11 protein-coding genes and 1 pseudogene are annotated in these 19659 nt (G+C 73.4%); 4 read left to right on the top strand and 8 right to left on the bottom strand.

The window, feature by feature from the left end:
- Positions 1-32 precede the first annotated feature (32 nt).
- Together OG767_RS21305 and OG767_RS21300 are read right to left on the bottom strand one after the other, a co-directional pair.
- Entirely contained in the window at positions 33-3398 is a 3366-nt protein-coding gene (locus tag OG767_RS21305) for a CARDB domain-containing protein (protein ID WP_405090185.1), read from the bottom strand.
- 261 nt (positions 3399-3659) lie between these two features.
- A complete protein-coding gene (locus OG767_RS21300; protein WP_405090184.1) occupies positions 3660-5072 on the bottom strand; it encodes a beta-1,3-glucanase family protein in 1413 nt (470 codons plus the stop codon).
- Between the two features lie 209 nt (positions 5073-5281).
- On the opposite strand from OG767_RS21300, the gene OG767_RS21295 reads away from it, so the two are divergent.
- Positions 5282-8371, top strand: coding sequence for a discoidin domain-containing protein (locus OG767_RS21295; protein ID WP_405090183.1), 3090 nt, complete (start codon positions 5282-5284; stop codon positions 8369-8371).
- Between the two features lie 51 nt (positions 8372-8422).
- Here the strand turns inward: OG767_RS21295 and OG767_RS21290 are convergent, their stop codons facing one another.
- The 3 genes and pseudogenes from OG767_RS21290 to OG767_RS21280 all read right to left on the bottom strand — a co-directional run bounded on the left by OG767_RS21290 (position 8423) and on the right by OG767_RS21280 (position 11916).
- Entirely contained in the window at positions 8423-9226 is an 804-nt protein-coding gene (locus OG767_RS21290; RefSeq protein WP_405090182.1) for a DUF1206 domain-containing protein, read from the bottom strand.
- Between the two features lie 165 nt (positions 9227-9391).
- Positions 9392-11098 (bottom strand): annotated as a pseudogene (locus OG767_RS21285) (KGGVGR-motif variant AAA ATPase); the annotation flags it as partial.
- Positions 11095-11916 (bottom strand): aminoglycoside N(3)-acetyltransferase, encoded by an 822-nt coding sequence (locus tag OG767_RS21280; RefSeq protein ID WP_405090181.1) that lies wholly within the window; start codon positions 11914-11916, stop codon positions 11095-11097. The gene OG767_RS21280 and the pseudogene OG767_RS21285, both read right to left, overlap by 4 nt.
- 195 nt (positions 11917-12111) lie before the next feature.
- On the opposite strand from OG767_RS21280, the gene OG767_RS21275 reads away from it, so the two are divergent.
- The gene (locus tag OG767_RS21275) at positions 12112-14385 is read left to right on the top strand and encodes a tetratricopeptide repeat protein (RefSeq protein ID WP_405090180.1); all 2274 of its coding nucleotides are present in this window, start codon (positions 12112-12114) and stop codon (positions 14383-14385) included.
- Between the two features lie 44 nt (positions 14386-14429).
- Here OG767_RS21275 and OG767_RS21270 read toward each other — a convergent pair whose 3' ends face one another.
- The 3 genes from OG767_RS21270 to fxsA all read right to left on the bottom strand — a co-directional run bounded on the left by OG767_RS21270 (position 14430) and on the right by fxsA (position 17580).
- Positions 14430-14768, bottom strand: a complete 339-nt coding sequence (locus OG767_RS21270; RefSeq protein ID WP_405090179.1) for a hypothetical protein — start codon at positions 14766-14768, stop codon at positions 14430-14432.
- 68 nt (positions 14769-14836) lie between these two features.
- Complete coding sequence (locus OG767_RS21265) at positions 14837-17347, bottom strand: FxsB family cyclophane-forming radical SAM/SPASM peptide maturase (RefSeq protein ID WP_405094269.1); 2511 nt, start codon at positions 17345-17347, stop codon at positions 14837-14839.
- A gap of 29 nt (positions 17348-17376) precedes the next feature.
- Positions 17377-17580, bottom strand: a complete 204-nt coding sequence (gene fxsA, locus OG767_RS21260) for an FxSxx-COOH cyclophane-containing RiPP peptide (protein WP_405094268.1) — start codon at positions 17578-17580, stop codon at positions 17377-17379.
- 133 nt (positions 17581-17713) lie between these two features.
- Between fxsA and OG767_RS21255 the strand changes: the two genes are divergently transcribed.
- Together OG767_RS21255 and OG767_RS21250 are read left to right on the top strand one after the other, a co-directional pair.
- Complete coding sequence (locus tag OG767_RS21255) at positions 17714-18505, top strand: thioesterase II family protein (protein WP_405090178.1); 792 nt, start codon at positions 17714-17716, stop codon at positions 18503-18505.
- Between the two features lie 142 nt (positions 18506-18647).
- Positions 18648-19655: a class I SAM-dependent methyltransferase gene (locus OG767_RS21250; RefSeq protein ID WP_405090177.1), complete on the top strand. Its 1008-nt coding sequence runs from the start codon at positions 18648-18650 to the stop codon at positions 19653-19655.
- Positions 19656-19659 lie beyond the last annotated feature (4 nt).

Raw genomic sequence — 19659 nt, 5'->3', positions numbered from 1 at the left:
CCCCGCCGCCCGTCCGGCGGTCCTGACCGGCGTCAGCCGCCGGTGATGGTGAACGTGGTGCCGGGCTGCCGGACGATGTCACCGTCGGCGGAGTTGCTGATGGTGACGTTGGTCAGCGTGGCGTTGCCCCGGGCGCCGCTCATGGCGAGGATGCCCGCGCCGTTGTTCGACCGGTCGATGCGGACGTTGCTGATCGTGACGTTCGGCATGCTGCCGCCGCCGTTCTTGAACTGGATGCCGTCGTAGGTGGAGTCGATGACGTCGGTGTCGCGGATGGTGACGCCGGTGATGTCGCCGCTGGCGGGGAACAGGGTGATGGCTCCGAACTCCTGGTCCTCGTTCCAGAACACGCCACCGCACCGGTAGAGGCCGTTGTTGGCCACCAGCGTCGTGCCGGAGAACGGCAGCGGACTGTGGTCGGTCGCCAGCATGATCCCGGGGTAGTTCATGGTGTCGGAGATCAGGTTGTTCTCCACCGTGTTCCCGTGACCGCCGTAGATCGCGACGCCGTTCGCCCGCCACGGCAGTTGCACGGTGTTGTTGAGGAAGCGGTTGTCGTGTGCCACGTCCACCGCGGCGTCCTTGACGCGGGGGTTGGCCCACACCGCGAGCGAGTCGTCGCCGGTGGTGCGGAAGGAGGAGTTGAACACCCGTGAGTTGCGGGTGCCGTTGGAGAAGTTGACCCCGTCGGCGTAGGTGTCGCGGACGCGCATCCCGGTGAACTCCAGCCCGTCGCCGGGGTTCCAGTAGGCGGGGGTGTCGGAGTAGTCGCGTCCCACCCAGGCGCCCACGTTGACGTGTTCGATCCAGACGTTGCTGATCTTCGTGTTCTTCCCGAACCGTCCGTTCAGGCCGTGCCCGCGGTTGGCGCGGTTGGTGGTCATGCCGAAGATGGCCAGGTCCGAGATGGTGGTGTTGTCGTCGATGTCAAAGCCGACGTTGCCCTCGTGCGGGTGGTTGATGTTGCCCACCACGTTCTGCGGCTCGGTCTCGGTGTAGAGCTGCGAGTGCCACATGCCCGCGCCCCGGATCGACGCGTTGCGGATCCCTCGTTGGTTGTACTGCCCCCGGTTGGGGTCGGGGGAGAGGATCTTCTGTTCCTGCCGCCACTGGCCGGCCGGGATCCAGACGCAGCCGATGACGCCGTTCTGGTCGTCCGTCACGGCCCGCTGGATGGCGGCCGTGTCGTCGATCCCGTCGTTGGGGACGGCGCCGTAGGCGGTGATCGAGGTGCACTCCGCCGGCTTGCTGGCCGGTGGCGCCACCTGCTCCAGGTCGATCAGGTCGACGACGTAGAACGACGCGGTGTCGGTCGCGTCGCGTTGCAGCCGGAACCGGGTGCCGGCGGGGTACGACTGGGCGAGCAGGGCGTGCGACTCGTCGAACAGCCGCCGGGCGTTCGCCTGCGGGGTGTTCGAGAGCGACTCGGTGTCGTCGGTGGTGCCGTACAGCCAGCTGTTGCGGGAGGAGAGCGTCAGTTTCTGGACGAACGTGTCGTTGACGTAGAGGCTGAGGCTGGCGGTCAGCCCGCCCCCGTTGGGCGCGTCGGGGATGGAGTTGCGGACGACTATCGAGTTGGCCGGGTTGGTGGAGGTGACCTCGACGAACTGGCCGGTGCTGGTCAGCCGGACCGACTTGCGGCCGGACGACTCGGTGGCGAAGTTGGTGTGGCCGAAGGTCCGCAGCGGGTCGGCCTCCAGCAGGGTGCCCTGGTAGCGGGCCGCCTCGGCCTCGTGCTCCGTCCACGGCACGGCCGCGCCGCGTCCCACCACCATGGACTGCGACAGCGAGTTGTTCGTCTCGTTGGTCTCGGTGACGACGCCGGTGGCGTCGGCGGTCGCGGTCAGCGTCACACCGCCGGTGGTCGCCGTCCAACTGCCGGTCACGGCCACGGTGGCGGTCGCTCCGGCGGCCAGTGCCCCGGTGGCGGTGTTCAGGGTGGTGCCGCCGACCACGAGCCGGGTGACGCTGGCGGCGGCGGCGCTGGTGCCACGGTTGCGGACGCTGACGGAGAACGTCACGGTGGCGCCGACGGCGGGACTCGGCGGGTTGCTGGTGATGGCGACGACCTGGAGGTCCGGGCCGGGGGCCTGACCGACGACAAGCGGCGCGGACGCGGTGAAGCTGTTGTTGTCGTTGTTCTGCTCGGCGACGGTGTCGGCCGGGTCGACGACCACGACGAGGGTGTAGGTGCCGATGGCCTGCGCCGGGGCGGTCGCCGACACGGTGGCCGTGGCGCCGGCGGCCAGGGAACCGACCACGCCGCTGGCGACGACGCCGCCGTTGAGCCTGAAGTCGACCTTGGTGCCGGCCGCGGTCGCGCTGCCGCTGTTCCGGACCGTCGCGCTCAGGTTGACCGGCGTGGCCTCACTCGGCGCGGTGGGGGTCCAGCTCGCCGCGGTCACGACCAGGTCCGGGTTCGGCGCCCAGCCGCCGAAGACCTGGAGGTCGGCGACCTGCGCGCCGGGCGCTCCGGTGTTGCCGGTGAACCTGAGCTGCACCTCGGCCACCCGGGCGGTGACCGGGATGGTCACCGAGTTCCGGTTGCCGGACGGGTCGAAGCCGTAGGCCGCGGCGGCCTTCAGGGTGGTGAACGTGGTGGCGCCCTGGGCGCGTCCCCGCACCTCGATGGTCTGGGTGCGGGCGCCCCAGACCGGGTCCGGGTTGAGCTTGACCACGATCCCGGTGACGTCGGCGTCGGCGCCCAGCTTGACCGTCAGGGTCGCCGGGAGACCGTTCGACTCCCAGTACGAGGTGGGGCTGTTGTCGGTGGCGTTGGCGGCCACGAACGTGAACACCGAGGAGGACGCGTCGACGGGCTTGCCGGCGGACAGGTTGGTGCCGGACGGTGTGCCCGGGTCGCCGCCGCCCTGCCCGGCGACGCCGTAGATCTCCAGCTCGGCGATCTGGGCGGCGGGCCATCCGGTGTTGCCGGTGATGGTCAACCGTAGGTAGCGGACGGTCGCGGCGGTGAAGTCGATCGTCACCGTGTTCCCCGAGGCCGGGTCGAAGACCCGTCCCGCCGAGGGGGAGAGGGTGCTGAAGGTGCTGCCGTCGCCGCTGCCCTGCACGGCCAGCGTCTGGGTCCGGGTCGCCCAGGCAGTCGACGCCGGCAGTTTGAGTGTGACCTGGTCCACCGCGACGCTGCTGCCGAGGTCGACCTGCACCCACTGCGGGAACGCCTGGGCGGGGCTCTCCCAGTACGTCTGCTGGTTGCCGTCGGTGACGTTGCCTCCGACGTAGCTCTCGACCGAGCCGCTCGTGGACACGGCCCTGCCGGCGGCGAGGTTCGCGCCGCCGGCTGCCGCCGCCGGGGTGGGTGCGAGGGCCGACAGGCCGGTCAGGAGGGCTGCGGTGAGCCCACTGACGAGCCGTCGGCGGTGCTTCTTCGGTGTCATCGGGTCCTTCGATCCGTGGGTGGCGGGGCGGGCGGCTCGCATCACACGGATGCGGTTCCCGGCTTCTTCCGTGGCCTCGTTACGTTCTTGCGTTCCTCTAGCGAGTTCTTGCAAGGATGGCCGTCAATGTTTCAGACGGATGACCGACACGTCAACGGGGCGGAGGAAGAAAGACCACGGAGCGGGCGCGGTGGCGCCGTCGGCGCGGTCGTTCGCGTCGGTTCCGGAGCCGCCCGGGGCGGCTCCGGAACCGTCACGCGTTCACCAGCCGACGGCGACGAGCAGCCACTGCGGGTCGCCGTGCGAGACGAACGACGACTGGTCGGCGACGTCGTCGTACGGGAAGCCGTAGGCGCGGCCGTTGATGGCGCGGTCGTGCCAGAACTTCGCGTACCAGTTGGCCGGCGACTGCTGGTAGAAGCGGGTCGGGTCCTCCCACTGCGTCCGGGCGAGCTGCGCGGTGTGCCGGTTCAGCGCGGCGCAGCCGGTCGGGTCACCGGCGAACCGGCCGGCGCAGCCGAAGATGTCCGACGTGGCCGCCGGCAGCCCCACCGAGGTGGCGTACGCGGTGAAGTAGCCGGCGTACTGGCCGCCGGCCCGGAACTGCGGCGAGCTGCCCGGCGCCGGGATCCGGTAGGGCGCCTCGATGCTGGCCAGATGCTTGAACTCCGCCGGCACCGCGTCGGCGAAGCGCTGGAACGTCACCGAGCGGTCCTCGGCGAAGGTCGCCTCGTTCTCGCCGACCGCGACGTCGTAGCCGTCGCGCGCGTGCAGCCGCATCGCCAGCTTGAGCGCGAACGCGTCGACCCGGGTGGTGTTGCCGTTGAACTGGTTCGTACCCACCGTGAACTCGATGAAGTCGCTGTACTGACTGGTCGGCGAGCCGAGCCGGAAGTACATCCGACCGGCCGAGTTGACCGGCATGTCCAGGTAGGGCTGCTCGGCGATGGAGTGGGTCTGCCCGTTGAAGCTCCAGTAGACCTGACTGTCGGGGTAGCGGCCGTTGGTCCGGTTGAGCACCTTGACGGTGAGCACGTTGCGGGCCGGCGGAATGCTCGTCGTGTCACCCCAGAACCCGCCGGTCGGCGGCGGGGTGGTCGGCGGCGTCGTCGAGCCGTCGGTGGTGGCGACCGCCACCTCCCAGAGCGAGTAGCCGTAGGGCGTGGCCCGGGTCGTGCCGTACATCCGCAGATAGCGGCCGGTGCCGGTGACCGCGAGGGTCTGCGTGCCGCCGGTGCCGGAGGTGGTCGAGGAGACGGTGGTCCACGGCCCGTCCGGTGCGGCGGCCACCTGGAGTTGGAAGGCCACCGCGTACGCGGCCTCCCATTGGAGCGTGACCTGGCAGATGGTCCGGGTGGCGCCGAGGTCGACGCGTAGCCACTGCGGGTCGGCGAAGGCGCTCGACCACCGGGTGCCGGTGTTGCCGTCGACGGCGGCCGAGGCCGGGAAGGCGGCGCTCTCGGTGGACGAGGCGACCGCCGGGCGGCCGGCGGCCACGTTGCCGCCGCAGGCGGCGAGGCCCGGGGCGGCGCCCGCCGAGGGGGCGGCGGCGAGCATGCCGCCGGCGAGCAGGGTGAGCGCGGTGACGGCGGCGGCGAGCAGCCGACGCCCGGGACGGCCGGGGACGGGACGGGCCGGCACGAGCCGGTGCGGGACGGGTGGGGTGGGGGACATGAACGCCTCCTTCGGTGGATCCGACGGAGGGCGCTCTCTCGGTCACCGAGGGTGGACCCGGATCGCGGTCGCTGTCAAGGAACAACCGGCGCTCCATGATCTTTTCCGGACTTTCCGCGCATCGTTGACTCAGTGAAGAGCGTCGATGACGCTGGGTGCGAGGGCGCTCTCTCCGCAAGGTCCCCACCACCACCGTCTGGGAGCCACGCATGCCCGCGACACCACCGCTGCCCGCACCCGTACGCCGCCGGCACCGCCCGGCCGGCGTGGCGCTGGCGCTGCTCGCCCTCCTCGCCACATGTCTCGTCGTGCCCGGCCCGGCCGCCGTCGCGGCCGGGCCGCTGATCTCGCAGGGACGCCCCACCACCGCCTCGTCGTCCGAGGGCGCCGCCACCCCGGCCGCCGCCGCCACCGACGGCGACGCCGGCACCCGTTGGTCCAGCGCGTTCGCCGACCCGCAGTGGCTCCAGGTCGACCTCGGGGCCACCGCCACCGTCGACCAGGTACAGCTCGTCTGGGAGGCGGCCTACGCGACCGCGTTCCAGCTCCAGGTGGCCGCCGCGCCGACCGGACCGTGGACCACCATCCACACCACCACCGCCGGCACCGGCGGCACGCAGACCCTCACGGTCACCGGCACCGGTCGCTACGTGCGGATGTACGGCACCGCCCGGGCCACCGGCTACGGCTACTCGCTCTGGGAGTTCAAGGTCTTCGGCAGCATCGGCACCACCCCGCCGCCCACCGGCCGGCCCATCTCGGAGTTCCGGAAGGTCGCCGCGTCCTCGTGGGAGGGTGGCAACGCGCCCGCCGCCGCGCTCGACGGGCGGAGCACCACCCGCTGGTCGAGCCAGTTCGGCAGCGACCCGCAGTGGCTGAGCATCGACTTCGGCGGCGTCGCCACCATCAACCGGGTGGTGCTCGCCTGGGAGGCCGCCTACGCCACCGGCTACCGCCTGGAGACGTCCGCCGACGGTGCCACCTGGACCACGATCTACGCCACCACCACCGGCCGGGGCGGCACCGAACAGCTCACCGTCACCGGCACCGGTCGTTACCTGCGTCTCTACGGCACCGCCCGGGCCACCGGCTACGGCTACTCGCTGTGGGAGGTGCAGGCGTACGGCGGCGTCGACGACACCGCCACCACCGCGCCGCTGCTCTCCGGCCCCACCCGCCCGCCGGCGACCCGCGACCAGTTCGCGCTGACCGCGCCGGCCGACGCGGCGATGGTCACCACCACCCGCCGGCCCGCGCTGAGCTGGACGGCGGTCGCCGGCGCGACCCGCTACCAGGTGTGGATCAACATCAGTCGCACCGACTACGACTTCACCGCCGCCGGCAACCTGCTCGACCTCTACACCAAGGTCGCCGAGCCGACCGGCACGACCTACACGCCCACCTGGGACCTGCCGGACCGCTGGACCTACCAGTGGTACGTCACCACCGTCGGCGGCACACCGGTCACCTCGACCATCCGGCGCTTCAGCGTCTACCTGCCGGTGCTGGAGAACGTCGCCGACGGGATCGGCATTGTCGCCGGCGCCCGCGACCTCAACCGCAGCGGCGCCATCGAACCGTACGAGAACTGGCGGCTGCCGGTGTCGAGCCGGGTGGACGACCTGCTCGCCCGGATGACGCCCGAGGAGAAGGCGTACCAGCTGTTCTACAACGCCCAGGCGTACCCCCGATCGGGTTGGCACTTCGGCCCCGCGCAGGCGGCGGACCTGCACAGCCAACTGCTCGCCTCGGCCGGCACCCGGCTGGGCATCCCGTTCGTCTCGGCGGGCGACACCATCCACGGCTACCAGACGACGTACCCGATGCAGAGCGCGCTGGCCGCGGCGAGGAACTACCCCCTCGACTACCGGCTCGGCGACATGCAGCGGCGGGAACAGTTGGAGGTCGGCACCCGCGGCGTGCTCGGGCCGCTGGCCGAGGTCGGCACCAAGGTGATCTACCCCCGGATCCAGGAGGGCAACGGCGAGAACGCGCAGGTCGCCGCGGCCCAGGTCCGCGCCCTGGTGGCCGGCCTCCAGGGCGGCCCGGAGCTGAACCCGCACTCGGTGCTGGCGACGGTCAAGCACTGGCCCGGCGAGGGCGCCGGCGGCGAGGCCCTGATCGTCTACGACAACGTGACGATCAAGTACCACATGATCCCGTTCCGCGCGGCCATGGAGGCCGGCGCGGTCAACATCATGCCCGGATACGCGGGCAGCTCACTGCTCGACCCGGGTGGCCCCGGTGCCGGCGACAGCGCCAAGATCCTCGCCTACCTGCGGCAGAACCTCGGGTACCAGGGACTGATCACCACCGACTGGCTGCCGTCGGGCTCCTGGATCGGCGCGGCGAAGGCCGGCTCCGACGTGATGGGCGGCGCCGACCCGGGCGCGGCCGGCTTCTCGATCGCCGACTTCGTGGCCAACGTGCCGGCGTCGCGCATCGACGACGCGGTCCGGCGGGTGCTGCGGCTCAAGTTCCAGCTCGGCATCTTCGAGGCCCCGTACGGCGACCCGGTCAACGGCCCGTACCGCTTCCACCAGCCGGCGTACGCGGCGCTGGCCGACCAGGCCGCCCGCGAGGCGATGACCCTGCTGAAGAACGACGCCGGCACGCTGCCGGTGCGGCTCGCCGCCGGTGACGACATCGTGGTCGCCGGTCCGCGGGCGGCCGACGGCGGCTCCTGCTGCGTGTGGACCAGCTTCTTCCACGCCGAGTACGGCTCCCGGACCATCCTGGACGCCATCCGGGCCCGGGCCGCCGAGGCCGGGGTGACCGTGCACCAGGACGACAGCCCGAACCCGAAGCTGGCGGTGGTCGCGGTCGGCGAGGCCTCCTACACCCACGCGACCAACTGGCCCAAGGAACAGCCGTACCTGCCGCCGGACCAGCTCGCGGTGATCCAGAAGTTCCGCGCCCGGGGCATCCCGGTGGTGGTGGCGCTGGTGCTGCCCCGGCCCTACGTCATCACCGAGTGGCGGGACCTGGCCAGCGCCATAGTGGTCACCTACCGGGGCGGCGAGGAGATGGGCCCGGCCCTGGCCGGCCTGCTCTTCGGCGACTACCAGCCGCGCGGCAAGCTGCCCTGGCAACTGCCCCGCAACCTCTCCGACGTGCTGCGTCCGGGCGGCACCGACACCCCGACCGACGCGGTCGAGTCGTGGGACCTGCCGTACGACCTGGGCGCGACCGCGACCGAGCGGGGGCAGATCCGGGCCGCGATCGACGCCGGCCAGCCCCCGGCGACGACGTACGGCAATCCGCTCTACCCCTACGGCGCCGGGCTGACCGGCTTCTGAGCGCACGGGCGGGGGCGCGCCCCGGCACCCGGTGCCGGCGCGCGCCCCGGCTCACACCTTGCGGAAGCGTGCCTCGGTCACCGCGAACAGCCCGTACGCCGCGAACCCGGCCGCGACCACGAGCAGCAGCCCGGTGCCGTAGGGCTCGCCGGCCAGCGTCCGCAGCGCCGCGTCGAGCCCGCGCGCCCGGTCCGGCTCGTACCGCCACGCCGCCAGGACGAACAGCACCCCGGCGATCCCGTACGCCAGCCCCTTGGCCACGAAACCCGCCGTGCCGAGCCGGCGCACCAGCCGCCGGGTCGCCGCCGCCGTCTCGCCGACCCGCAGGTGCTTCTCGAAGCGCCCGGTGACTCCGACGAACGCCAACCAGCCCCCGAGCCCGGCCAGGACCAGGCCCGCCACGAGGACGGCGACCCGTCCGCCGCTCGACGCGAGCAGACCCTCGGCGGTGTCCTGCTGGGTGTCGGCGCTTGACGACTTCTTGCCGCGCACCACCTTCACCCCGCTGAACGCGAGGTAGAGGTAGAACGCGGCCCGGCCGGCCGACGCCAGCCGCTCGGTCGGCCGGCGCTCCCGGAGCATCTCCAGCACCTGCCAGACCGCCATGGCCACCAGCCCGACGACGATCGCCACGACGAGCACCAGGCCGAACGGCTCGTCGGCGATCTCCTGCATGGCGCCCGACTGGTCGCCGTCGGCGGCCGGCCCGCCGGATGCGACCCGGACGATCACCCAGGCGAAGAGCAGGTGCAGGATGCCGTAGCCGATGAAGCCGGCCCGGGTGAGACGCTCCAGGGTGGGATTGTCGGCGGCGCGGGAGACGGTGCCGCGAGCCCGCGAGGACAGCGATGACATGCGCCGACATTCACCCGTGGCGGCTCCGGCGAAACGTGGGCGAGGCAGGAGGGCTCGGGTGGGGCGCCGGGCAGCCGCACGGGCCGAAGCAGCGAGGCATCGTCCGCTACCGCCTGGCGGCACGCTGATCAGCCACGACCGGCCCGGCTACGGCGACTCCGACCGCTTCGAGAGGTGGGACATCACCGACGCCGCCGGGGCGCCGGTGTCGGCCAGCCACGCGCCGGCCAGCGCCACGAGGCTCGGCACGTTCTCGACCGCGTCGGCGATCTGCTCGGCCTCGGTCGTCGACAGGCCGCTGACCCGGCCACGCAGGTGCGCCACGCTCTCGGCCCGCTCGAACGCCGTCACGTCCAGCGTCCGGCCCGGGTGCACCCGGGCCGGGTCACGACTGGTGATCAGCACGTGCCCGGTGCCCTGCGGCAGGTGGTCGCGGACGTGCGCGTAGTCGTCGACGCCGTCGAACACCAGCAGCCACCGCTCCGGTGGCCCGCCGTCGGGCCGGCTGAGCCGCTGCCGTACCGCCCGGGTCATCTCCGGGACGGTGGGCGGCCGGGGAAGCCCCAGCGCGTCGCCGAGGTCGGCCACCCGCACGTCGACGAACTGGGGCGGGTCCGCCGGGATCCACCAGACGACGTCGTACGCGCCGCGGAAGCGGTGCGCGTACTCGATGGCGAGCTGTGTCTTGCCGATGCCCGGGCCGCCGCGCAGCACCACCGGGAGACCGGTGCCGGCTGCGGCCACCAACTCCTCCCGCAGCCGGCGCAGCAGCTCCTTCCGGCCGGTGAACCGCGGGTTGCGGCTGGGCGGGTTGAACACCAGGGCCGGGCTGACGAGCTGGTCGGCGACGGTTGACCCGGGTGCGAACCGGGCTAGCGTGCGGCGGCGCAGCGCCTCGTCGATCCGGGGCAGCGCCCTGATCCGCCCGCCGGTGAGATAGCTGGTCAGCGTCTCGTACGCGGCCAGCAGCGTGGTCCCGTCGCCCGCACGGTCGCCGAAGGTGGCCAGCGTCTCCTCGTACGCGTAGGAGGCCCGGTAGGGGACTCCGACGGTGTGCCAGTACGTCCGCCGCTCGGCGTCGGTCATCCCGTCCGGCAGGCCGGCGAAGCGCTGCATCGCCAGCGCCCGGCGGGCTTCCGTCCGGCCCGCCTCCCGCTCCTTCACCCGCATCGGCACCGGCAGCACCCGCCGGGTCCGCCGCGCCCCGACATCGCGGATCCGGGTGGCGACGGCCGCGGCCCCGTCGATGCCTCTGTCGCTCAGGGTGAAACAGTCGACCAGCACGTCCGGCAGGTGGATGGTGCAGATCTCGGCGACGTCGCTGAGGCCGGTGCGGCTGTCCAGCAACGTCCAGTCGTAGTGCCGCTTCATGTCCTCCCGCAGGGCGTCGAAGAAGAGCGCGCCGCCCTGGCGGTTGTAGAAGTTGTCCCAGCCCAGGCCGGCGACGCCGGTGCCGTAGTCCGGGTTGTGCCGGCCCGCGAGCAGCAGGTCCAGGCTGCCGCCGCCGGGGAACTCCCAGCCGACCGGGAAGGCGTACTTCCACACCCTCGCCATCTGCCGGTGCCAGTTGCCGGGCCGGTAGGCCGCCGGGGAGCGCCCGGCGTGCTCGGCCTCCGCGGACCTCCTCGAGCTCTCCCACTCGTACTCGAGGATCAGATCCAGCACGCCGCCGGTAGAGGCGACCTGCTCGGCGTCGAGAAAGGGGGCGAAGAACCGGTGCAGGCCCGGCGATTCCAGGTCCCAGTCGGCGACGAGCACCCGCTGGCCGTTGGCGGCGAGGATCCAGGCGGTGTTGGCCAGCGCCATCGTCCGTCCGGTGCCGCCCTGGTACGAGTAGAAGGTGACGATCTGACCGTCGCGCTCCTCCGTCATCGGTCTTCCCCTCGTCGCTGCTGCTCCGGTGGGTGGTCGCTCATCCACCGTCCGGCGAAATCGACCGCTGCCCGGATTCCGAACAGCCGCCCGGTGCCGGCGCCCACCGATCCGCGTCGGACGGCGGGCAGGGCATCCATGGCCGCGCCGATCCGTGGGAAGTCCGCGTCGTTCAGGGCGAGGCCGTGGAAGTCGCGCCGGACCCGCCGGCCCGCGTCGTCGAGGACGTAGCAGCGGTACGGGCGCCTCGGAGGGCGACGGGCGAGCCGGTACTCGGCGAGGTGGAACGCCGTGCAGGCCTCGTAGCCGACGCCGAGCAACAGGACCAGGGCGTCGGCGGCGTACAGGGCGCCGAGCGGGGACCGTTCGCCGAGGTGGCACTCCAGGTCGTGGACGCCGGTCACCGTCGCGGCGTCCGGACCGAGTGCGGCGAACGACGTCTGTGGATGCCGACTGCGCCGCGCGCCCGGTTGCCGTCGGACATGCTCGGCCAGCGCGCCCATGCCCTCCGACGGGCTGTGTCCGGGGTGGAACGGCGCGATGGTCGCCTCGACCGCGGTCACCTCCTGCGCGCTCAGGCCGGCGGTGCGGGCCCGAAAGGCCGGCGAGGTGATCGAGTTGCCGGCGGTCTGCGCCGGCACCACGATCGTTCCGGCCTCCCCGAGCGTGTCGCGCAGCGCGGCGAGCACCGTGGCCGGTCCTCCCACCACCGGCCCGATCCGCCGCAACGACGCGTGCACCAGCACGGGGCGACCCTCGGTCAGGCCGACAGCCCGCAGTGCGGCGGCGAGCCCGGCGCGGTCGATCGGCGCTGTCATCCCCACCACCCTGCCGCACCACCCGGGACGCACGGGCGCGACGCACCTGCCGTACACGTCTGACGTGTTGCCGCCCTGTGATCACGGAGGGTAAGCTGCCGGTGTCCACAAGGACCTGTGACTTTACCAACACCCTCAGTCGAACGCTCCGGTGTACGAGAAGGAGCCGTGCGGTGATCCCCCTGGGCGGCGGCCATGACCGAGGTTGATCAGCCGGCCGCGGATGTTCGGCTCGGCAGCGGCCAGGGAGTGCAGGTCGGCTCCGGTAACGTCCAGCACAACCACTTCCACCACCGGTCGTCGGCGGTCGACTGGCCGGTGCAGGTGGGGGTGGTGCCGGCTGAAGCGGACTGTTACCAGGCCCGCCGGCTGGTCCACGGCCGCGAGGGGGCGTCGGGGACGCTCGTCCTGTCCGGGCTCGGCGGAGTGGGCAAGACGCAGGTGGCGGCCAAGGTGGCCAACGCGGCGTGGGCCGCGCAGGAGGTCGACCTCCTGCTCTGGGCGACCGCCTCGACCCGGGACGCGGTCGTCGCCGCCTACGTGCGGGCCGCCGCCGCGGTCGGCGTCGCCAGGGCCGACGAGGGGGAGCGGGCGGCCGTCGCGCTGCTCGCCTGGCTCCAGCGGACGGACCGGCGATGGCTGGTCGTGCTCGACGACGTCGCCAACCCGGGCGACCTGCGGGGCTGGTGGCCCCCGATCTCGCCGGCGGGTCGGGTCCTGTTGACCACCCGGCGTCGGGACGCCGCGATGACCTCACACAGTCGGGAAACGGCCATGGTCGAGCTCTTCACGCCCACCGAGGCGACGCGGTACCTGCAGTGCAAACTCGGTCCGCTCGCCGCCGACGCGGAGGCGGCGGCTCGGTTGGCGGAGGATGTCGGCCACCTTCCGCTGGCGCTCGCGCAGGCAGCCGCGTTCATGATCGATCGTGGCCTCGACTGCGCCGCCTACCGTCGGCGTTTCGCCGACCGCAAGCATCGGCTGCTGGATCTGACGCCGGAGAGCGACCTGCTCCCCGACGACCAGTCGATGACCATCGCCACGACCTGGTCCATGTCCGTGGAGTTGGCGAATCAGCTGCGCCCGGTGGGCCTGGCCGGGCTGGTGCTCGACCTCCTCAGCGTGCTCGATCCCAACGGCGTGCCCGCGACGGTGCTCACCAGCGGACCGGTCCTCGACAGCCTCTCCGGCGCCCGGTCGTCGGCCGTGGACGCCGACATGGTGCGGGACGCGCTGCACGCCCTGGACCGGCTCAGCCTGATCACCTACCGGTCGCCCCGTCCCGTCCGGGTGCACGCGCTGGTCCAGCGGGCCACCCGGGAACAGCTCGGGGAACGACTCGACGAGACGGTCCGCGTCGCGGCGGACGCCCTGTACCAGGCGTGGCCCCGCAACGAACGCGACCACGACCTCGTTGCGCTCCTGCGGGCCAACGCCGCGAGCGTGACGGCCCACGGTGTGACCCACCGCCGACAGGTCCTGCTCGACGACAGCACCGGCGGGCACCCGCTGCTGCTGCGCGTGGGGACCAGCCTCGGGCGGGCCGGTCGCGTCGACGCGGCGGTCCGCTACTTCCGACACCTCCACGCGACGGCCGCCGCCCAGCTCGGAACGGATCACCCGTTCCTGTCGCGCACCAGCTACGAGATCGCCTACTGGCGGGGCGAATCCGGCGAGTTCGCCGAGGCTGCCCGCACGTTCGAGGAACTCGCCCGGGAGCGGGAGGGCCGGCTCGGGGCGGATCATCCCGAGACCCTGGCCGCCCGCTTCCAGCACGCGTTGTGGCGCGGCGAGGCCGGCGACGCGTCGGGTGCCCTCGCGGCCTTCGAGCGACTGCTGCCCGTCTACCGTCGGGTCTTCGGCCCCGAGCACGTGGACACGCTGCGGCTACGCTCACGACTCGCCTACGTGCGCGGGGAGAGCGGGGACGCGCCCGGGGCGGTGGCGGCGTTCCGGGACCTGCTCGCCGACCGCCTGCGTCTCCTCGGCCCCGACGACCGCGACACGCTGGCGGCCCGGCACCTGGCGGCCCGCTGGCAGGCGATCGCCGGTGACCCGTGGGGAGCCGCCGAGGCCACCCGGGAGCTGGTGGTCGACGGCATCCGGGTGTTGGGTCCCGACCATCCGGACACCTTCCACTTCCGGCACAGCCTCGCCCGGTGGCGCGGCTTCTCCGGAGACGTGGCGGGCGCCCTCGCCGACTTCGCCCAGTTGCTCGGGGACCGGACCCGGGTGCTGGGACCGGATCATCCGTACACTTTGGCGACCCGGTACCAGATCGCCCGCTGGACCGGTGCGGCAGGAGATCGTGCCGGGGCGGCGGACCTGTTCCGGCGCCTGGTGACCGACCGGGAACGGGTGCTCGGCCCGGACCACCCGGACACCCGCAACGCGCGGCACAACCTGGCCTACTGGCGCGGCGAGATCGACGAACTGCCGGCCGAGACCAGGCGGCGATCCGACCACTGATCAGCGGCGGCCGGCTCCGGCGGGCGTCATGGACGGTCGCGGGGTCAGTGGAACGTGTTCTCCTGGGTGTTGCCGTTTCCCACCTGGACGCCCCGCGCGTGGCGCAGGTCCGGTCCCGGGACCGGCTCGGCGGTGCTGGTGGCGGCCGAGCTGCCCGCGCCGGCCCCGGTCGCCGGCGGCCTCCGCGTGGCCTCGGAGTGTCGCCAGTGCAGGAAGCCGAGCACCGCGCCGGCCGCACCGAAGATGACCGAGAGCACGACGCCGGCGATGGACACCCACTTCTCCGCCCGGTCCAGTCCCTCCCCGAGCAGGACGACGGTGACCCCGGAAACCGCGACGACCACCGACACCGCCGCCAGACCACCACGCCAGAACCGGTCCATCACCCCATCATGGAGCCCGTGGTCGGCAACGCCAAGCATCCGCGCGTGCGGCGTCGCATGCCCGACGGTCACGACCAGCCGTCCAGCGTGGCACGCATCCGGGTGGTGAACCGCTGGCCGGCCGCGGTCAGGACCCCCAGGCCGTGCAGCGCGTCGAGCGCGTCGAGGGTCCAGTCGCGGTAGCGGCGGTGGTGCGCCGCAGCCTCCGGGCCGGGGCGTCGGCGCCACACGTCGGCGACCGCCAGGTGGGCGTACGTGCCGTGCAGCACCCCTTCGACCGGGCGCGGATCCGCCCGCCAGGGCACGGTGAGCCGCCGTGTGTCGTCCCGGTCGACCAGCTCGCACACGTCCAGCAACCCGTCGAGCTTGAGGTGCTGCACCTCGTGCACGAGCAGCACGGCCAGGGCGGCGTCGTCGGGCACCGGGGTCACCGCGACCGCGCCGAAGGCGGACGCGGCGGTGGCGCTGCGGTGCCGACCTAGCGGGTCCGGCCGCAGCGGCACGACGGCCCGCAGCAGCCCCCGTACGCCCGGGGCGTATCCGCCGGCCGTGGTGTCGATCCGCCGCACCGCCGCGGTGAGCTGGGCGGCCCACCGGGCGGCGGCGGCCGGGCCGAGCCGGGGCGCCACCGGCAGGTCCTGGTAGCTGTCGCGGTACGGATCGAGGTCCTCGATCAGCACGGCCGGATCCTCGGCCCGACGCGCCGGCCGCCACCCGGCCGGCCCGACCGCACCGCCCGGCGGCACGCCTGACCCGGCCGGTTCCGGCCGGAGCCGAACCGGACCACCCGACGGGGCGTCGACCCCGACCGGTTCCGGCCGGGGCGGGACGTCGTCGACCGGCACCGTGACCGTCCGGCCGCCGGCGCGAGCCCGAAAGCCGCCGGGCACCGCGGTGACGGTGACCGGGCCCGTCGCGTCCGGCCAACTGAGCGATCCCAGGGTGGGGAGGCTGAGCACGCCGTCGCGCAGCGGCACGTCGAGGTCGCCCGGGACACCGGCGCGGATCGCCGCCGCAGCGGCCACCGCGGCGAGCCGGCCGAGGTCGGCCAGCGCCGGCGTCCGGACGCAGCGGTGCGCCCACCGGCGGACGAACGGGTGGCCCAGCACGTCGGCCACGGCCGCCGGAGCGGTGACGTCCAGCTCGACCAGGCGGTCCCAGGCGGGCCCGGCGAACGGGTGCCCGGCCGTCGCCGGGCTGAGCGCGACCAGCAGCGCGCGGGTCTTGGCGAGGTGCACCTCGGTGAGCTGGCGGACGGAGGTCTCGGTGCCGTACCCGGTGCCGAGGTCGTCGAGCACCGCCGGGTCCAGCGCGTCCGGCGCCGGACCGTTGTCGGCCGGCGCGTCGCGGACCGACCGGCCGGGTGCCGGCGGCACGGTGGCCGGGCGACCGTCGCGGGCCGACGCCGCCGGCCCGACGGTGGCCGCGCCGGCCGGACGGGTCGACGCCGGCGGCACCGCGACGTCCGGACCCGCCGGTTCCGGCGCGTCCGGACCGCCCGTCACGCCGTGGACCAGATGGAGCAGGTCAGTGCAGTAGGCGGACGGGTTGTCGAAGCCGCTGCCGACGCGGAAGCGGTGGGCGAACAGCCCGCCGCCGCACCGGCGCACCACGGGACAGGCCCGACAGGTCGCGCAGAGGCCCGCCAGGCCGCTCTGCCGGACCGCGATCATCGGGTGCGCGGCGACCGCGTCCACCGGATGGCGGAAGACGTCCAGGCCGGTGGCGGGCGCGCCGTCGTACGCCGACTTCAGTGAGTCGACCTGCTCGTAGCTGCCGTCGGTCTCGATCACCGCGAGGTCCGCGGCGGCCAGCCCGACCGCCTCGGTGCGGGTCGTACCGCCGGCCGCCGTGGCGAGCAGCGAGTCCAGCAGGCGGATCGGCACCGGGCGCCCGTCGGCCGTCCAGGCCCGGTGCACCGCGAGCAGCCAGTCGGCGTACGGGGTGGCGGCGCCGGACGGACGGGGCGGTGGGCGGTCCCAGTTGGCGTGCGGCAGCAGGAAGTCGATCTGCGGCGGGTCCTCGGCGAGCAGCGCCCGGTAGGCCGGCACCGGGTCGTTGGCGAGGTCGACGGTGCACAGCAGCCCGGCGAAGCTCGGCCGGTACTCCGGGCGGCGCAGCAACGCGAGGGCCCGCAACACCCGCTCGTGGCTGCTCGCCCCGTTGGCGTAGCGGCGGTGCCGGTCGTTGGCGACCCGGTCGCCGTCGAGCGAGATGCCGACCGCCACGCCGTGGGTGACCAGCACCTCGGCGATCTCCTCGGTGAGCAGCACCCCGTTGGACTGCATCCGCAGGTCCAGCCGGGTCACCGGGTCGAGTCGACGGCGCAGCTCGGTCGCCACGGCGTCGAGCCCGGCCGCCCCGGCCAGCAGCGGCTCACCGCCGTGCAGCACGACCCGCACGCCGTCGAGCCGGTGCGCGGTGGCGTGCTCCGCGATGCGCCGGGCCGCCGCCGCCACCGTCCGTGGCGGCATGGTGTGCGGCTGCCGACGCCAGGACTGGTCGGCGTGCTCGTAGACGTAGCAGTGGTCGCAGGACAGGTCGCACCGACTGACGATCTTGAGAACGTACTGGCTCAGGGGCGTCGGGCGGCGCGGGCTCGGCGGGGTCAGATCGAGGAGCCGAAGGCGGCGACGTCGACGCGGGCCGGCTGGTCCGCGGCGCGGGTGTCGGACAGTGCCACGGCACGGGCACGGGAGAGCGGGATCTGGCCGAGCGGAGTGCGTCGGAGATCGGCCAGCGGAGCGGTGGTCGTCGGGCGATCCACGTGAGTCCCCCCATCGGACTGGTCGGTCGGCTGGGCCGGCCGGATCAGCAGCTGGTGACATCTGTCGATGAGTCTACGGCACGTACCCCGGGTTGACCCCCCGGTCGCCGTCGCTGTCGCTTCCCGGCGTCAAGCTGGACGCGGACGCGGCGATGCGGTCGTGTCTATGCTCGTGGTCATGTCCCTGGGGAGCGCGGGCGGCGCGGACCGCTGGTTCGAGTCGGCGACCGGGACGGCCGGCCGGGCCGAGGTGTTCCTCTTCCCGTACGCCGGTGGCATCGCCGCGTCGTTCACGCCCTGGCAGGAGGCGGCCCCGCCGGAGCTGTCGGTGCGGGTCGCGCAGTTGCCGGCCCGGGGGGTCCGGTTGCACGAACCGCCCGTCGACGATCTGACCGGGCTGGTGGCGGAGCTGACGACGGCGGTCACCGAGCGGGCGTCGGGCCCGTTCCTGCTGTTCGGGCACAGCCTGGGCGCGCTGGTGGCGTTCGAGGTGACCCGGGAGCTGCGTCGCCGGGGCGGCCCCGATCCGCTGGCGTTGCTGGTCAGCGGCGCCGAGGGGCCGCAGACCCGGCGGGTCGCGCGGCGCTGCCACGAGCTCGACGACACCGACCTGATCGAGGCGCTGCGCGACTTCGGGGTCACGTCGGCCGCGCTGCTGGCCGACCGGGAGCTGATGGAGCTGATCCTGCCGGGGATCCGGGCCGACTTCGCCCTCTCCGAGCGGTACGCCTACCGTCCCGGACCGCCGCTGGAGCTGCCGGTGCACGTGCTGCTCGGCGACCGCGACGAGCACGTCGACCCGGACCGGGCGGCCGGGTGGGCGCGGGACTGCGCGGCCCCGCCGCGGGTCCACGTGTACGCCGGGGGGCACTTCTTCCTGGCCGAGCACCGGTCGGAGATCCTGGACCTGATGCGACGCATCGTCACCTGTCCCACCGCTCCGGCGCATTCCGCGACAAAGGACAGGTAAGGACCCATCGGTGCGCGGGGGCTTCCACGATGCCGGCCGGCGGACATGGTGGATCGACGAGACGCGGTGCTAGAGTTCGCCATTCCTTCGTCGAGGAACGCCGCTGCCGAGGCGGCACACCGTAGCGCGCGCCGAGGTGCTGATGAGCCGGCCGTACCTGCCGTCCCTGGTCCTGCGCGACTACCTGCACGCGGTGGCGACACTCCACCCCCACCTGCGCGGGATGCTCGACTTCGGGCGGCCGGGCGCGGCCGAGGCGCTGGCCGAACTGGCCGCCACGGTGAGCGAGTTCGACACCGACTCCACCGGCCGGGGCGACTCGTACCGCCGGGCCCAGCGCGACACGCTGGTGCGGTGGACCGGGATGCGGCGCCTGCTGGAGCTGGCCACCCCGGCGGACGCCGAGCCGGTCACCGTGATCCTGGACGTGCTCGGCGGCGACGGCACCGTGGCCCGCGCCGCGAGCAGCCAGTCCGCCTGCTTCGAGTCCAAGTTGGCGTTCGTCACCGGTGACGTGTCCGGCCACATGGTCGACCGGGCGCTCGCGCACGGCCTGCCCGCCGTCCGCCAGGCCGCGCACTTCCTCTTCCTGCGCGACGGCAGCGTGGACGCGGTGCTGCTGGCGTACGGCACCCACCACATCCCGGCGCACCGGCGGCCACCGGCGGTGGCGGAGGCGGCCCGGGTGGTCCGCCCCGGCGGCCGGATCGTGCTGCACGACTTCGACGAGTCCAGCCCGATGGCCGGGTTCTTCGCCGAGGTGGTGCATCCGCACGCCGCCGGCGGCCACGACTACCGGCACTTCACCCGCGCGGAGCTGGCCGGCCTGTTCGCCGACGCCGACCTGCCGGTGCGCGTCGTCGACCTGTACGACCCGCTGATCGTGCGCGCCGACACCGAGCGGGCCGCGTACGCCGGGATGCGCGACTACGTCGGCGACATGTACGGCGTCCGGGACTTCTTCGCGACGATCGGCGACGACGCGGTGTGGCGGTTGCTCACCCACCACTTCGACCACACCGGCTACCTGGCCGCGATCGGCGGTCGGGACGGCATCCCGGTCCGGCCGGTGGTCTACCGGGCCGACGGGCAGTTCGTCGCCGAGGTGCCCCGGATGGCGATCGTCGCGACCGCGACCAGGACGGCGTGACCAC

Source organism: Micromonospora sp. NBC_01392 (genome assembly GCF_045040125.1).
Classification (GTDB): Bacteria; Actinomycetota; Actinomycetes; order Mycobacteriales; family Micromonosporaceae; genus Micromonospora.
Note: the sequence above shows the minus strand (reverse complement) of the source record. Positions and strands in the feature narration are given on the sequence as shown.

Excerpts from the sequence above, each read along its gene's own strand:
- OG767_RS21270 (WP_405090179.1), bottom strand. The coding sequence starts at position 14,768 with ATGGACCGGTTCTGGCGTGGTGGTCTGGCGGCGGTGTCGGTGGTCGTC.
- OG767_RS21255 (WP_405090178.1), top strand. The coding sequence starts at position 17,714 with ATGTCCCTGGGGAGCGCGGGCGGCGCGGACCGCTGGTTCGAGTCGGCG.
- OG767_RS21280 (WP_405090181.1), bottom strand. The coding sequence starts at position 11,916 with ATGACAGCGCCGATCGACCGCGCCGGGCTCGCCGCCGCACTGCGGGCT.
- OG767_RS21305 (WP_405090185.1), bottom strand. The coding sequence starts at position 3,398 with ATGACACCGAAGAAGCACCGCCGACGGCTCGTCAGTGGGCTCACCGCA.
- OG767_RS21250 (WP_405090177.1), top strand. The coding sequence starts at position 18,648 with ATGAGCCGGCCGTACCTGCCGTCCCTGGTCCTGCGCGACTACCTGCAC.
- OG767_RS21295 (WP_405090183.1), top strand. The coding sequence starts at position 5,282 with ATGCCCGCGACACCACCGCTGCCCGCACCCGTACGCCGCCGGCACCGC.
- OG767_RS21275 (WP_405090180.1), top strand. The coding sequence starts at position 12,112 with ATGACCGAGGTTGATCAGCCGGCCGCGGATGTTCGGCTCGGCAGCGGC.
- OG767_RS21300 (WP_405090184.1), bottom strand. The coding sequence starts at position 5,072 with ATGTCCCCCACCCCACCCGTCCCGCACCGGCTCGTGCCGGCCCGTCCC.
- OG767_RS21290 (WP_405090182.1), bottom strand. The coding sequence starts at position 9,226 with ATGTCATCGCTGTCCTCGCGGGCTCGCGGCACCGTCTCCCGCGCCGCC.